The sequence below is a fragment of the Enterobacter sp. WPR_3_1 genome (assembly GCF_003635055.1).
Taxonomy (GTDB): Bacteria; Pseudomonadota; Gammaproteobacteria; order Enterobacterales; family Enterobacteriaceae; genus Enterobacter; species Enterobacter ludwigii.
In genome coordinates this window covers 1-14,030 of record NZ_RBXU01000004.1, presented here as the reverse complement: position 1 = coordinate 14,030, position 14,030 = coordinate 1, and the positions used below count along the sequence as shown (strand labels likewise).

Below are 14,030 nucleotides of genomic sequence, written 5' to 3'. Positions count from 1 at the left end.
ATAAGTCAGAGGCAGGGCGAAACGAGGAAGAAGCTTTTCGCCCTGGTCAGCGTCCGTTGCTGACCACATGACAATAAAAAACCGGACGATAGCTGACAATCATCCGGTTGTGACTCTCCGTGGCGCCTCGTTTTATTTCTGCGGAGTTGCAGTATGTTTCAGCGTAATTGCGAGGCTCTTCCCAGCCAGCTGTCCCAGTCTTTCCAGACCGGTTGCAGCCCCTGCGCGCTCAGGGCCGCGGCGACCGCTTCCGGACGTCGTCCATCATGCGGGGCAAACTGCTCCAGTTCAGGGTGATCATCGGCGTAACCGCCCGGCTGTGTTTTGGAAAATGCGCTCACGTTGTTTATCGCAAGCGGGATCACGCGGTCGCGGAACGCCGGTGATTCACGTGTTGAGAGCGATAATTCAACCTCCGGGGCAAGCAGGCGAAACGCGCAGATCGTTTGTACCAGCTGGCGCTCGTCCATGAGTGAGGCCGGTTCAATCCCGCCAGCACACGGGCGCAGCCGGGGGAAGGAGATGGAGTAGCGGCTCTGCCAGTAGTGCTGCTGAAGCCACAACAGATGTTCCGCCACCATATAGCAATCCACGCGCCAGCTATCGGAAAGCCCAATCAGCGCACCAAGGCCAATTTTGTCGATCCCGGCACGTCCGAGCCTGTCCGGCGTTTCAAGGCGGAAGAAGAAGTCCTGTTTCTTGCCCTTCAGGTGATGCCGGGCGTAGGTCGCTTCGTGGTACGTTTCCTGATAGACCATCACTCCATCCAGTCCGAGCGTTTTGAGCTCCGCATACTCATCCTGCGACAGAGGCTGCACTTCCATCTGCAACGAGGCGAACTGACGACGAATGGCAGGAAGGTGCTGGCGGAAATAGTCCATTCCGACTTTGCCCTGGTGCTCACCGGTGACCAGCAGGAGATGCTCGAAGCCCATTTCCCGGATCGCCGCACACTCGCGCGCGATCTCTTCCTCATCAAGCGTCTTACGCTTAATGCGGTTGCTCATGGAGAAGCCGCAGTAGGTACAGTCATTGGCGCACAGGTTTGAGAGATAGAGCGGGACGTAAAAGCTCACCGTGTTGCCAAAGCGCTGTCGGGTGAGACGCTGGGCGCGCTGGGCCATCGGCTCCAGATAAGCGCTGGCCGCAGGGGAGAGCAGGGCCATTAAATCGTCGCGGGTCAGATGGCGCGCATTCAATGCGCGCTCGACGTCGACCGGCGTTTTGCTGTTGATGCGCAGGGCAATGTCGTCCCAGTTAAGCTGCCGCCAGCGGTCGGTAAAGGTGGTCATGAGATTGCCTCCAGAAAACCGGTCAGCGGGCTGGTGGCCTGCGCCTGAAAACTGCGTGAGCCAGGGCCTGATTGCCGTGCCAGCAGGCCAGCCTCCACCGCCATGCGAAACGCGCGCGCCATCATGACCGGATCGTCGGCAACCGCGATGGCCGTGTTCACCAGCACCGCGTCCGCCCCCATCTCCAGCGCCTGCGCGGCATGGCTTGGTACGCCAATACCCGCATCCACCACCACCGGCACGGTGGCCTGCTCAATGATGATCTCCAGCATTGCCCGGGTTTCCAGTCCCTGGTTGGAGCCAATAGGCGCGCCCAGCGGCATAACGGCGGCGCAGCCAACATCTTCCAGACGTTTGCAGAGTACCGGATCGGCACCGCAGTAAGGCAGAACGATGAACCCTTGTTGTACCAACTTTTCCGCCGCTTTCAGCGTCTCGATCGGGTCGGGCAACAGCCAGCGAGCATCCGGGTGAATTTCCAGCTTCAGCCAGCGTGTGCCGAGCGCTTCACGCGCCAGTTGAGCGGCGAAAATGGCCTCTTCGGCCGTTTTCGCGCCGGAAGTATTTGGCAGTAGCGTGACGCCAGCTTCCAGTAAAGGCGCCAGAATGGCATCACTGTGATGGCGCAGATCCACGCGCTTTAACGCCAGCGTGACCAGCTGGCTGCCGCTTTCACGGATGGCATCGACCATCAGCTGGGGAGATGCGAATTTCCCGGTTCCGGTAAACAGATGTGAATCAAAGACTTTATCGGCAATACGTAACATCTCAGCCCCCTGCGATAACCTGAAACAGCAGGATCTGGTCGCCTTCACTGACCTGCTGATGTTCCCACTGCTCGCGCGGCAGGATCTGTTGATTGAGCGCCAGCGCCGTTCCCGGCTTGAGCTGGCGAAGCTTATCGAGCAGCACGGCAACGGTGAGCCCGTCCTCGCATTTCATCGGCTCATCGTTAAAGAGAATGCGCATTGCCGCCTCCGCATACCGGGCAGTGGCTGGCACGGTGTAACGCCAGATGACGCCAGCCGCTGGAGCGGGCATCAAATAACCGCAACGTGTTGCGCTCGGTCTCCATTCCGCTGAGCAGCTTGATGGCCTCGAGCGCCTGCAGGGTACCCATCACCCCCACAACCGGGCCAAGAATGCCCGCGGTGCGACAGTTACGCTCTGGCTCAGCATCGTCTGGCCACAGACAGCGATAGCAGCCCTGCGCCCACGGCGGTGTCAGGACCATCATCTGCCCGCCGAACCCCACCGCGCTGGCGGTGATAAGCGGCGTATTTTTTGCGACACAGGCGGCGTTGATCGCCTGGCGGGTTGCCATATTGTCGGTGCAGTCCAGCACCACGTCGGCCAGGGCGACTTCTCGGAGCAGATTGTCGCCGCTGAGCCGCTCCTGACACGCAATGAGCTCAATATCCGGGTTCAGCTGGTTCAGACGCTGGCGGGTAATGTGTACTTTGGGCTGGTTGATATCCTCGGTGGTAAAGAGGATTTGACGCTGCAGGTTGCTAAGATGCACCTCGTCATCATCGGCCAGTACCAGCGTGCCCACGCCTGCTCCGGCCAGATAGAGCGCGGCAGGCGCGCCTAATCCGCCCAGCCCGACAATCAAAACCCGGCTGGCGAGCAGCTTTTGCTGCCCGTCGATGGCGATATCCTCCAGCAGGATCTGGCGGCTATAGCGCATAAAGTCACGATCATTCATTGCCTGCTCCTGCCAGTTGTAAGAGCTTCCGGGTGGCGGCCTGCCAGTCTGCGGCCTGGGTGATGGCACTGACGACGGCGATACTGCCGACACCGGTATCCAGCACGGCCGGAGCGCGTTCAAGGCTAATCCCGCCGATGGCCACGGTCGGGTACTGCGCAAGACGCTTCACGTGAGCCGCCAGCTGTGCCAGCCCTTGTGGCGCGGAGGGCATCTGTTTAGTTTGCGTCGGGAAGACGTGTCCAAGCGCAATGTACGAAGGGCGTGCCGCCAGTGCCACGTCAATCTCCATATCGTCATGGGTCGAGACACCCAGGCGCAAACCGGCTTCCCGGATGGCATTCAGGTCTGTGGTCTCCAGGTCCTCCTGACCCAGATGCACGCCGTAGGCCTGGTGCTTTATCGCCAGTCGCCAGTAGTCGTTGATAAACAGGCGGGCGTTATACCGACGCCCCAGCGCGATGGCGGCGGCGACATCGTTTTTCACCTCCTCATCGCGTTTATCTTTGATGCGCAGCTGTAGCGTGCGTACACCTGCCTCCAGCAGGCGGGCAATCCACTCCACGCTGTCCACCACCGGATAGAGCCCCAAACGAAAGGGCACGGGTGGGAAATCGGGCTGGTACATTACGCCTCCTCTTTTTTGAGGTAGATTTCGCCGCCTTTCGCGCGGAAGGTTTCTGACATATCCGCCATGCCCACTTCAATGGTTTGCGCGGCGGCGTAGTCACGCACCTCCTGGCTGATCTTCATCGAGCAGAATTTTGGCCCACACATGGAGCAGAAATGGGCCACTTTGCCGGACTCCTGCGGCAGGGTTTCGTCGTGATAGGCGCGGGCGGTAAACGGGTCGAGCGCGAGGTTAAACTGATCTTCCCAGCGGAATTCAAAGCGGGCCTTCGACATCGCGTTATCGCGAATTTGCGCGCCCGGATGGCCTTTCGCCAGGTCCGCAGCGTGGGCGGCAATTTTGTAGGTGATAAGCCCCTGCTTCACGTCCTCTTTGTTGGGCAGACCGAGGTGCTCTTTTGGCGTCACATAGCAGAGCATGGCGCAACCGAACCAGCCGATCATCGCCGCACCAATTCCGGAGGTGAAGTGGTCGTAACCCGGGGCAATATCGGTGGTCAACGGCCCCAGGGTATAGAATGGCGCTTCATGGCAGTGCTCCAGTTCTTCCGTCATATTGCGGCGGATCATCTGCATGGGGACATGGCCCGGGCCTTCAATCATCACCTGCACGTCATACTCCCAGGCGATTTTGGTCAGCTCGCCCAGCGTGTGCAGTTCGGCAAACTGCGCTTCGTCGTTGGCATCACGAATGGAACCAGGGCGCAGGCCGTCGCCCAGCGACAGCGAGACGTCGTAAGCGGCACAGATTTCGCAGATCTCGCGGAAGTGTTCGTAGAGGAAGTTTTCCTGATGATGAGACAGACACCACTTCGCCATGATTGAGCCCCCGCGCGAGACAATGCCGGTCAGACGCTTCGCGGTCATCGGCACGTAGCGCAGCAGCACCCCCGCGTGGATGGTGAAGTAGTCTACACCCTGTTCAGCCTGCTCCAGCAGCGTGTCGCGGAACGCTTCCCAGGTAAGGTTTTCAGCGATACCGTTCACTTTCTCCAGCGCCTGATAGACCGGCACCGTTCCGATAGGCACCGGGCTGTTACGCAGGATCCACTCGCGGGTTTCGTGGATATAACGCCCGGTGGAGAGATCCATTACCGTGTCCGCGCCCCAGCGCGTTGACCAGACCAGCTTCTCGACCTCTTCTTCGATGGAGGAGGTGACCGCGGAGTTACCGATATTGGCGTTGACCTTCACCAGGAAGTTGCGGCCGATAATCATCGGTTCGGATTCCGGGTGATTGATGTTGGCGGGGATAATCGCGCGGCCAGCGGCCACTTCATCGCGCACAAACTCCGGGGTGATGTTTTCCGGCAGGCGGGCACCGAAACCTTCGCCCGGATGCTGGTGGCGCAGCACTTCGCTACGGATGCGCTCACGGCCCATGTTTTCACGGATGGCGATAAACTCCATCTCCGGGGTGACGATCCCCTGACGCGCATAGTGCAGCTGGGTAACGCATTTGCCCGCTTTCGCACGTTTCGGCGTCAGCAGGCCCGCGAAGCGCAGTTCATCCAGGCCGTCGTCGGCCAGACGCTCTTTGGTGTAGGCAGAGCTGCGAACCGTCAGTTCTTCGCAGTCGTTACGCGCGTCAATCCAGCGCTGGCGCAGTTTTGCCAGACCCTGCTGCACGTTAATGGCCACATCAGGATCACCGTACGGGCCAGACGTGTCGTAGACTGGCACGGCTTCGTTGTCTTCATACTGCGGGTTCTCTTTGCTGCCGCCAAGAAGCGTCGGGCTAAGCTGGATTTCGCGCATCGGAACGCGGATATCCGCCTGAGAGCCGGTGATGTAAATACGCTTAGAGTTCGGGAAAGCGGTGCCTTCCAGGGTGTCGATGAAGTGTTGGGCTTGTGCGCGCTGTTCGCGGCGGGTCAGTTTAGTAGTAGACATAGCTCATTCCAAAAGTGAAGGACATGGCTTGTCAGACGACGGATGAAGCAAGAGGAGATCGCCCGGGGGCGATACTACAGCAGTTTTACTCTTGTTCCCTTCGCAGGTATTAGCCTGATCAGGTTCCGCGGATCCCGAATTAACGGTCTCAGCCCGTGCTTTCACACTGGGCACTCCGACAAGAAATTTACACGCCATCGTTCACGCTATCGCATGAATGATTTCGTGTAATACCCCCTCCTGAGAGGGGCGAATGTTTGTAAACTACTCGTTAACGATTAAGAACTCAAGCAGGCCGCGCGATGTTATCTTCGTTGCTGGCCTTAGAATCGTTATCCAGTACGAGGGCGATCAGCTTATCCTCCAGCGAGAATCGCTCTTCCAGCGCTTCGCCGAGATCGGACAGCGCCTGTTGAAACTCAAGGTAGTTGTCGTGATCGATGGCGTTCTCGAGTGTGGAATCGTAGTAATTCATGATCTGCTGGGTATTGGCTTCCAGCAGCGGGTAGAGTTTGGATGCCGTTAAATACGGGCTAGTGCCTTCCATTTCGCGGATAATGCGTTCATAAATATTGAAATGGCCGTCGGACAGGTAGTCGACCAGGCTCTGACAAAAATCATCCAGCGCTTTTTCATTCAGCCGCATAAACGATTCTTTGCCAGGCTTAATACCGACCAGATTGTAATAAGCCACGAGTAGATGCTTGCGCACATGTAGCCAGCGATCCACCAGTTTGTTACTTCCTCTAACGCGCTCAGTCAGGCTTTCTAGCTGGTTTAACATGTTCGACTCCGCAAGGTTTAGAATTGATTCTGCTTATCCAAAATGTAACCACAATGCTAACAACATGTCAGTGAAGCGAAGGTAGTGCAATAGATATGGATCGTATTATTGAAAAATCAGATCTGGGTTGGTGGATTGTCAGTCACGAACAAAAATTATGGCTGCCCGGTGGGGAAATACCCCATGGCACTGCCGATCGTTTCGATCTCGTTGGTCAGCCTGCACTGAAGATCGGCGAGTGGCAAGGGGAGCCGGTGTGGTTGATCCAGCAGCCTCGCCGCCAGGACATGGGATCCGTTCGTCAGGTGCTGGATCTTGATGTGGGCCTGTTCCAGCTGGCAGGCCGTGGCGTGCAGCTGGCCGAGTTTTACCGATCGCATAAATACTGCGGCTACTGCGGGCATACCATGCACCCGAGTAAAACCGAGTGGGCCATGCTCTGCAGCCACTGCCGTGAACGCTATTATCCGCAGATTGCACCGTGCATTATCGTCGCTATCCGGCGTGACGATTCCATCCTGCTGGCGCAACATACCCGCCATCGCAACGGCATTCATACTGTTCTTGCCGGGTTCGTTGAAGTGGGCGAAACGCTGGAGCAGGCGGTGGCGCGTGAAGTGATGGAAGAGAGCGGGATCCGGGTGAAGAACCTGCGTTACGTAACGTCTCAGCCGTGGCCGTTCCCGCAGTCGCTGATGACGGCGTTTATGGCCGAATACGATAGCGGTGAGATTGTTATCGACCAGAAAGAGCTGCTGGACGCGAACTGGTACCGTTATGACGATTTGCCACTGTTACCCCCGCCGGGAACGGTAGCCCGTCGGCTGATAGAAGATACCGTGGCAATGTGTCGGGCCGAGTATGAGTAGTGTTACACTCACGGACTGACGCAATAAGGAACTGCAAAATGACCGAACTGAAGAACGATCGTTATCTGCGTGCGCTGCTGCGCCAGCCCGTTGATGTCACCCCGGTGTGGATGATGCGCCAGGCGGGGCGCTATCTGCCAGAGTACAAAGCCACGCGTGCGCAGGCGGGTGATTTTATGTCGCTGTGCAAAAATGCCGAGCTGGCCTGCGAAGTGACGCTCCAGCCGCTGCGCCGCTACCCGCTGGATGCCGCTATTCTCTTTTCGGACATTCTGACCATTCCGGATGCCATGGGCCTTGGGCTCTATTTCGAAACCGGTGAAGGTCCGCGTTTCACCTCCCCGATCAAAAGCAAAGCCGACGTTGATAAGCTGCCGGTACCGGATCCTGAGCAGGAGCTGGGGTACGTGATGAACGCCGTGCGCACAATTCGCCGTGAACTGAAAGGCGAAGTGCCGCTGATTGGCTTCTCAGGCAGCCCGTGGACGCTGGCGACCTATATGGTGGAAGGTGGCAGCAGCAAAGCCTTTACCGTCATTAAAAAGATGATGTACGCGGAGCCACAGGCGCTGCATACGCTGCTCGACAAGCTGGCGAAGAGCGTCACACTCTATCTTAACGCGCAGATTAAAGCAGGCGCGCAGTCGGTGATGATTTTCGATACCTGGGGCGGCGTGCTGACCGGGCGCGATTACCAGCAGTTCTCGCTGTATTACATGCATAAAATCGTCGATGGCCTGCTGCGTGAAAACGAAGGTCGCCGGGTGCCGGTGACGCTGTTCACCAAAGGCGGCGGGCAGTGGCTGGAAGCCATGGCCGCAACCGGCTGTGACGCGCTGGGTCTCGACTGGACAACCGATATTGCCGATGCGCGCCGTCGTGTGGGTGACAAAGTGGCGCTGCAGGGCAACATGGACCCGTCTATGCTCTATGCTCAGCCTGCCCGTATTGAGGAAGAGGTGGCCTCCATTCTTGCTGGTTTCGGCCAGGGCGAAGGACACGTGTTCAACCTCGGGCACGGTATTCATCAGGATGTACCGCCAGAACACGCTGGCGCGTTTGTGGAGGCGGTGCACCGACTTTCTGCACATTATCATCAGTAAGGAGTGGTTATGGATCTCGCGTCATTACGCGCTCAACAGATAGAACTGGCCTCATCCGTGATCCGTGAGGATCGTCTGGACACAGACCCGCCGCAGTACATTGGCGGAGCAGATGTGGGGTTTGAGCAGGGAGGTGAAGTGACGCGGGCGGCAATGGTGCTGCTGAAGTATCCCTCGCTGGAACTGGTGGAGTACAAGGTGGCGCGTATCGCCACCACCATGCCGTACATTCCTGGCTTTCTCTCATTCCGTGAATATCCCGCGCTGCTGGCAGCGTGGGAGCAACTCTCGCAAAAACCCGACCTGCTGTTTGTCGACGGCCATGGTATCTCTCATCCGCGCCGCTTAGGCGTCGCCAGCCATTTTGGGCTGCTGGTGGATGTCCCCACCATCGGTGTGGCTAAAAAACGTCTGTGCGGTGCGTTTGAGCCGCTCTCCGCCGAGCCAGGCGCGCTGGCACCTCTCATCGATAAGGGTGAGCAACTGGCGTGGGTCTGGCGCAGTAAAGCGCGTTGTAACCCCCTGTTTATCGCCACCGGGCATCGGGTGAGCACGGACAGTGCGCTGGCGTGGGTGCAGCGCTGCATGAAAGGGTATCGCTTACCGGAGCCCACCCGCTGGGCTGATGCGGTAGCGTCAGGGCGTCCGGCTTTTACGCGTTGGCAAGAAATTCAGTGATGATTCAGGTAAACTGCGGCTAATTTTCGATTCGAGACCTCATCATGCTACAAAACCCGATTCATCTGCGCCTTGAGAAGCTGGAAAGCTGGCAGCACGTGACTTTTATGGCTTGCCTGTGCGAGCGCATGTATCCCAACTATGCCGCGTTCTGCAAGCAGACGGGCTTTGGTGAAGGGCAGATTTATCGCCGCATCCTGGATTTAATCTGGGAGACGCTGACGGTCAAAGACGCTAAGGTGAATTTCGACTCTCAGCTTGAAAAGCTTGAAGAGGCGATCCCGGCGGCGGATGACTACGACCTGTATGGTGTCTATCCGGCCATTGATGCCTGCGTGGCATTAAGCGAGCTGATTCATTCCCGTCTGAGCGGTGAAACGCTGGAGCATGCTATCGAAGTCAGCAAGGCATCCATTACGACCGTCGCAATGCTGGAAATGACCCAGGAAGGTCGGGAAATGACCGACGAAGAGCTGCGAGTGAACCCCGCTGTTGAGCAGGAATGGGATATCCAGTGGGAGATTTTCCGCCTGCTGGCAGAGTGTGAAGAACGCGATATTGAGCTGATAAAAGGGCTCCGTGCGGACTTACGTGAGGCTGGTGAGAGCAATATTGGTATAATTTTTAACCAATGAGACAACAAAACTTGATATAACGCTCGTTTTGTCGCTCCTCGACTCTTCCCTTTCGCCCCTTGTCTGGTCTACATTTGGGGGGCGAAAAAAAGTGGCTATCGGTGCGTGTATGCAGGAGAGTGCTTTTTTGGCATTTTCGTCGCACTCGATGCTTAGCAAGCGATAAACACATTGAAAGGATAACTTATGAACAAGACTCAACTGATTGATGTAATTGCGGACAAGGCTGATCTGTCTAAAGTGCAGGCTAAAGCTGCTCTGGAATCTACCCTGGCTGCTATTACTGAGTCTCTGAAAGAAGGTGATGCTGTACAACTGGTTGGTTTCGGTACCTTCAAAGTGAACCACCGCGCTGAGCGTACTGGCCGCAACCCGCAGACCGGTAAAGAAATCAAAATCGCCGCAGCTAACGTGCCGGCATTTGTTTCTGGTAAAGCACTGAAAGACGCTGTTAAGTAAGACGCGTGGCAGTGAACAGTTTTAACGAAGGGGCGGCAACGCCCCTTTTGTCTGTCTGGCGCGGTCTTTTCGCGCTGGCGGGCGTGATGTTTCTGTCCGCCTGTAGCCACGACACCTCTCTGCCACCGTTTACCGCCAGCGGCTACGCTGATAACCAGGGTGCGGTGAGGATCTGGCGCAAAGATTCTGGCGGCGAAGTGCATCTGCTTTCTGCTTTCAGTCCGTGGCATAACGGCAATACGTCGACCGCGGAGTATCGCTGGCAGGGCGATGACCTGTCGCTGATAGAACTGAATGTCTACAGCAAGACCCCCGAACATGTGAAAGTGCGTTTTGATGACCATGGCGAGCTGAGCTTTATGCAGCGGGAAGTCAGCGGTCAAAAACAGCAGCTTTCCAGCGATCAAGTCGCACTCTATCGTTATCGTGCCGAACAAATCCGCCAGACCAGCGATGCGCTGCGTCAGGGACGCGTTGTGCTGCGCCAGGGGCGCTGGCATGCCGATGGCACGGTAACAACCTGCGAAGGGCAAACCGTTAAGCCTGAGCTTGAAGCCTGGGCAACCGAACATATTGAGCGCCGTCAGCGGCATTCATCCATGGAAGTGAGTGTGGCGTGGCTGGAAGCGCCGGAAGGTTCTCAACTGCTGCTGGTCGCGAACGAAGACTTCTGCACCTGGCAGCCGACAGAAAAGAGTTTTTGAGTGACGTCCCCTCTCCCTGACGGGAGAGGGGCTGGCGGAAGAATTACTCGCCCTGCTCACGCGCAATTGCGCGATAACCGATATCCTGGCGGCTAAAGCTACCGTTCCAGTGAATATCTGCCATCAGCGCATAGGCACGCTTCTGTGCTTCTGCAACGGTGTGACCCAGCGCGGTCGCGCACAGTACACGGCCGCCATTGGTCAGCACGCGATCGTCGTCAGACAGCTTCGTGCCGGCGTGGAATACCTTCGCGCCTTCCACTTCTTCCAGCGGTAAACCGTGAATCTCATCACCGGTATTGTAATTACCCGGATAACCCCCCGCAGCAATCACCACGCCCAGAGAAGCACGTTCATCCCACTCAGACGTTTTCTCATCCAGCTTACCTTCACAGGCGGCAAGACACAGTTCCACCAGGTCAGATTTCATGCGCAGCATGATTGGCTGCGTTTCCGGATCGCCGAAGCGGCAGTTGAACTCAATCACCTTCGGATTGCCCTGCTTGTCGATCATCAGGCCTGCATAGAGGAAACCGGTGTAAGTATTACCTTCGGCAGCCATGCCTTTGACGGTTGGCCAGATGATGCGGTCCATGGTGCGCTGATGCACTTCGTCAGTGACCACAGGGGCAGGGGAGTAAGCGCCCATACCGCCGGTGTTCGGCCCGGTATCTGCATTGCCAACGCGTTTATGATCCTGGCTGGTGGCCATTGGCAGAACATGCTCGCCGTCGACCATCACGATAAAGCTCGCCTCTTCACCGTCAAGGAACTCTTCAATCACGATGCGATGGCCCGCGTCGCCAAAGGCGTTGCCTGCCAGCATATCCTGAACCGCGGCTTCGGCTTCCTCGAGCGTCATCGCCACGATAACGCCTTTACCGGCGGCCAGACCGTCGGCTTTGATAACGATAGGCGCACCTTTTTCACGTAAGTAAGCCAGGGCTGGCTCTACTTCGGTGAAATTCTGATATTCCGCCGTCGGGATGTTATGACGTGCGAGGAAATCTTTGGTGAAGGCTTTCGAACCTTCCAGCTGTGCAGCCCCTTCCGTTGGGCCGAAGATTTGCAGGCCAGCAGCCCGGAAGGCGTCAACGACGCCAATCACCAGCGGCGCTTCCGGACCCACGATGGTCAGATCGATTTTCTCCTGCTGAGCAAAGCTCAACAGGGCCGGGATATCGGTCACGCCGATAGCGACGTTCTGTAACGTGGGTTCCAGCGCAGTACCGGCATTACCCGGTGCCACAAAGACGGTTTTTACCTGCGGCGACTGGGCCGCTTTCCACGCCAGAGCGTGCTCGCGCCCGCCATTACCAATGACTAATACTTTCATTTTCTGCTCCGTGGATTAATGGCGGAAGTGACGCATGTCGGTGAAGATCATCGCAATGCCGTGTTCGTCAGCAGCGGCAATGACTTCGCCGTCACGGATTGAGCCGCCAGGCTGGATAACACAGGTAATGCCCACTGCCGCAGCAGCGTCGATACCGTCACGGAACGGGAAGAAGGCGTCAGAGGCCATTGCCGAGCCTTTCACTTCCAGACCTTCATCGGCCGCTTTGATACCGGCAATTTTCGCGGAGTAAACGCGGCTCATCTGGCCTGCGCCTATTCCGATGGTCATGTTCTCTTTTGCATAGACAATCGCGTTGGATTTCACGAACTTCGCAACCTTCCAGCAGAACAGCGCGTCACGCAGTTCCTGCTCGGTAGGCTGGCGTTTCGTCACGACGCGCAGATCGCCCGCGGTGACCATGCCCAGATCGCGATCCTGAACCAGCAGACCGCCGTTCACGCGTTTGAAGTCCAGACCCGGTACGCGCTCAGCCCACTGGCCGCACACCAGTACGCGCACGTTCTGTTTTGCCGCGGTGATTTTCAGGGCTTCGTCGGATGCAGAAGGAGCGATGATCACTTCGACAAACTGACGGGAGATGATGGCCTGTGCTGTGTCAGCGTCCAGCTCGCGGTTGAAGGCGATAATGCCGCCGAATGCGGAGGTAGGGTCGGTTTTATACGCGCGATCATAGGCGTCAAGAATGGAGGCGCTTACCGCTACGCCACATGGGTTCGCGTGCTTCACGATTACGCAGGCGGGTTCACTGAACGCTTTCACGCACTCGAGCGCTGCATCGGTGTCAGCTATGTTGTTATAGGAGAGTGCCTTGCCCTGAACCTGCTGTGCGGTCGCAACAGAGGCTTCTTTTACCTCTTCTTCTATATAGAAGGCAGCCTGCTGGTGGCTGTTCTCTCCGTAACGCATATCCTGCTTCTTAATGAAGTTCAGGTTCAGCGTACGCGGGAAGCGGCCGGAAGGTTCAGTGCTTTCGCCATGATAAGCAGGCACCAGGCTACCGAAGTAGTTGGCGATCATGCTGTCGTACGCGGCGGTGTGCTCGAATGCTTTGATGGCGAGGTCGAAACGCGTCTCCAGCGTCAGCGACCCTTCGTTGGCATCCATCTCATTAATAATGGTGTTGTAGTCGCTGCTCTTCACCACGATGGCAACATCTTTATGGTTCTTAGCCGCTGAGCGCACCATGGTTGGGCCGCCGATATCAATGTTTTCGACGGCGTCTTCCAGAGAGCAGCCTTCGCGGGCAACGGTCTGCGCGAACGGGTAGAGGTTAACGACGACCATGTCGATTGGCGCGATATCATGCTTTTCCATAATGCCGTCGTCCTGGCCGCGACGGCCAAGAATACCGCCGTGGACCTTCGGGTGCAGGGTCTTGACGCGTCCATCCATCATTTCCGGAAAACCGGTGTAATCGGACACTTCGGTTACCGGCAGACCTTTCTCTGCTAACAGGCGAGCGGTACCCCCTGTAGAAAGCAGCTCCACACCGCGTGCAGAAAGTGCCTGAGCGAATTCGACGATACCGGCTTTATCAGAAACACTGAGCAGAGCGCGGCGGACTGGACGACGTTGTTGCATGGTAAATCCCCTGGATTTCACGATTACAGAGAGCGTTAGATGAATTTTCCAGCGAAAAACTCATCTAACACACCTGACGAGGCATCCTTGTTAAGCGCGAGCATTTTAACGAAAACGTTTGCGCAACGCTCGCGAATTTTCACTTTTTCGTATCTCTGTGGATAAGTCTGTGCGTAAAAGGGTATAAGGCGGGGTTTTGCTGGGGAATGCAGCAGTCAGTCATTTTTCTGTCATTTAGCGGTTGCGGCCTGCAGAGAACTCCCTATAATGCGCCTCCATCGACACGGCGGATGTGAATCACTTCACAGTTAACCCGGTCGGTTGAAGAGAAAAA

The 14,030-nt window shown here is 57.1% G+C and carries 14 protein-coding genes, 2 pseudogenes and 1 riboswitch; of the genes and pseudogenes, 6 read left to right on the top strand and 10 right to left on the bottom strand.

Going from position 1 to position 14,030, the window contains the following annotated elements; genetic code table 11:
* Positions 1-158 precede the first annotated feature (158 nt).
* The 7 genes from thiH to BJ887_RS01435 form a co-directional block, all read right to left on the bottom strand.
* The gene (gene thiH / locus BJ887_RS01465) at positions 159-1,292 is read right to left on the bottom strand and encodes a 2-iminoacetate synthase ThiH (protein WP_014168159.1); all 1,134 of its coding nucleotides are present in this window, start codon (positions 1,290-1,292) and stop codon (positions 159-161) included.
* Entirely contained in the window at positions 1,289-2,059 is a 771-nt protein-coding gene (gene thiG / locus BJ887_RS01460) for a thiazole synthase (RefSeq protein WP_014168160.1), read from the bottom strand. The genes thiH and thiG overlap by 4 nt, the downstream gene beginning before the upstream one ends.
* A gap of 1 nt (position 2,060) precedes the next feature.
* Entirely contained in the window at positions 2,061-2,261 is a 201-nt protein-coding gene (thiS, locus tag BJ887_RS01455; protein ID WP_014168161.1) for a sulfur carrier protein ThiS, read from the bottom strand.
* Positions 2,245-3,000 carry a HesA/MoeB/ThiF family protein gene (locus tag BJ887_RS01450; RefSeq protein ID WP_040018434.1) on the bottom strand — a complete coding sequence of 252 codons (756 nt, stop codon included), beginning with the start codon at positions 2,998-3,000 and terminating at the stop codon, positions 2,245-2,247. Before BJ887_RS01450 ends, thiS begins: the two co-directional genes overlap by 17 nt.
* The gene (gene thiE / locus BJ887_RS01445; protein ID WP_121339105.1) at positions 2,993-3,628 is read right to left on the bottom strand and encodes a thiamine phosphate synthase; all 636 of its coding nucleotides are present in this window, start codon (positions 3,626-3,628) and stop codon (positions 2,993-2,995) included. Before thiE ends, BJ887_RS01450 begins: the two co-directional genes overlap by 8 nt.
* Entirely contained in the window at positions 3,628-5,523 is a 1,896-nt protein-coding gene (thiC, locus tag BJ887_RS01440; protein ID WP_025206413.1) for a phosphomethylpyrimidine synthase ThiC, read from the bottom strand. Before thiC ends, thiE begins: the two co-directional genes overlap by 1 nt.
* 78 nt (positions 5,524-5,601) lie before the next feature.
* A riboswitch (TPP riboswitch) is annotated at positions 5,602-5,711 on the bottom strand.
* Positions 5,712-5,809: 98 nt separating this feature from the next.
* Positions 5,810-6,307 (bottom strand): Rsd/AlgQ family anti-sigma factor, encoded by a 498-nt coding sequence (locus BJ887_RS01435; RefSeq protein WP_014168165.1) that lies wholly within the window; start codon positions 6,305-6,307, stop codon positions 5,810-5,812.
* A 95-nt stretch (positions 6,308-6,402) separates the two neighbouring features.
* On the opposite strand from BJ887_RS01435, the pseudogene nudC reads away from it, so the two are divergent.
* A pseudogene (gene nudC / locus BJ887_RS01430) lies at positions 6,403-7,155 on the top strand (NAD(+) diphosphatase); the annotation flags it as partial.
* On the opposite strand, the pseudogene BJ887_RS23265 reads toward nudC, so the two are convergent.
* Positions 7,124-7,213: pseudogene (locus BJ887_RS23265) on the bottom strand (hypothetical protein); the annotation flags it as partial. The pseudogenes nudC and BJ887_RS23265 overlap by 32 nt on opposite strands.
* A gap of 1 nt (position 7,214) precedes the next feature.
* Here BJ887_RS23265 and hemE point away from each other — a divergent pair.
* From hemE to BJ887_RS01405, 5 genes are all read left to right on the top strand, one after another.
* Positions 7,215-8,279 carry a uroporphyrinogen decarboxylase gene (gene hemE / locus BJ887_RS01425; protein ID WP_020882986.1) on the top strand — a complete coding sequence of 355 codons (1,065 nt, stop codon included), beginning with the start codon at positions 7,215-7,217 and terminating at the stop codon, positions 8,277-8,279.
* A 9-nt stretch (positions 8,280-8,288) separates the two neighbouring features.
* Complete coding sequence (gene nfi, locus BJ887_RS01420; RefSeq protein ID WP_025206412.1) at positions 8,289-8,957, top strand: deoxyribonuclease V; 669 nt, start codon at positions 8,289-8,291, stop codon at positions 8,955-8,957.
* A gap of 44 nt (positions 8,958-9,001) precedes the next feature.
* The gene (locus tag BJ887_RS01415; RefSeq protein WP_014168169.1) at positions 9,002-9,592 is read left to right on the top strand and encodes a YjaG family protein; all 591 of its coding nucleotides are present in this window, start codon (positions 9,002-9,004) and stop codon (positions 9,590-9,592) included.
* 186 nt (positions 9,593-9,778) lie between these two features.
* The gene (hupA, locus tag BJ887_RS01410; RefSeq protein ID WP_002445246.1) at positions 9,779-10,051 is read left to right on the top strand and encodes a nucleoid-associated protein HU-alpha; all 273 of its coding nucleotides are present in this window, start codon (positions 9,779-9,781) and stop codon (positions 10,049-10,051) included.
* A gap of 11 nt (positions 10,052-10,062) precedes the next feature.
* A complete protein-coding gene (locus BJ887_RS01405) occupies positions 10,063-10,755 on the top strand; it encodes a DUF1481 domain-containing protein (RefSeq protein ID WP_020882988.1) in 693 nt (230 codons plus the stop codon).
* 43 nt (positions 10,756-10,798) lie between these two features.
* Here the strand turns inward: BJ887_RS01405 and purD are convergent, their stop codons facing one another.
* Together purD and purH are read right to left on the bottom strand one after the other, a co-directional pair.
* Positions 10,799-12,091 carry a phosphoribosylamine--glycine ligase gene (gene purD / locus BJ887_RS01400; RefSeq protein ID WP_020882989.1) on the bottom strand — a complete coding sequence of 431 codons (1,293 nt, stop codon included), beginning with the start codon at positions 12,089-12,091 and terminating at the stop codon, positions 10,799-10,801.
* A gap of 15 nt (positions 12,092-12,106) precedes the next feature.
* Positions 12,107-13,696 (bottom strand): bifunctional phosphoribosylaminoimidazolecarboxamide formyltransferase/IMP cyclohydrolase, encoded by a 1,590-nt coding sequence (purH, locus tag BJ887_RS01395; RefSeq protein ID WP_121339103.1) that lies wholly within the window; start codon positions 13,694-13,696, stop codon positions 12,107-12,109.
* Positions 13,697-14,030 lie beyond the last annotated feature (334 nt).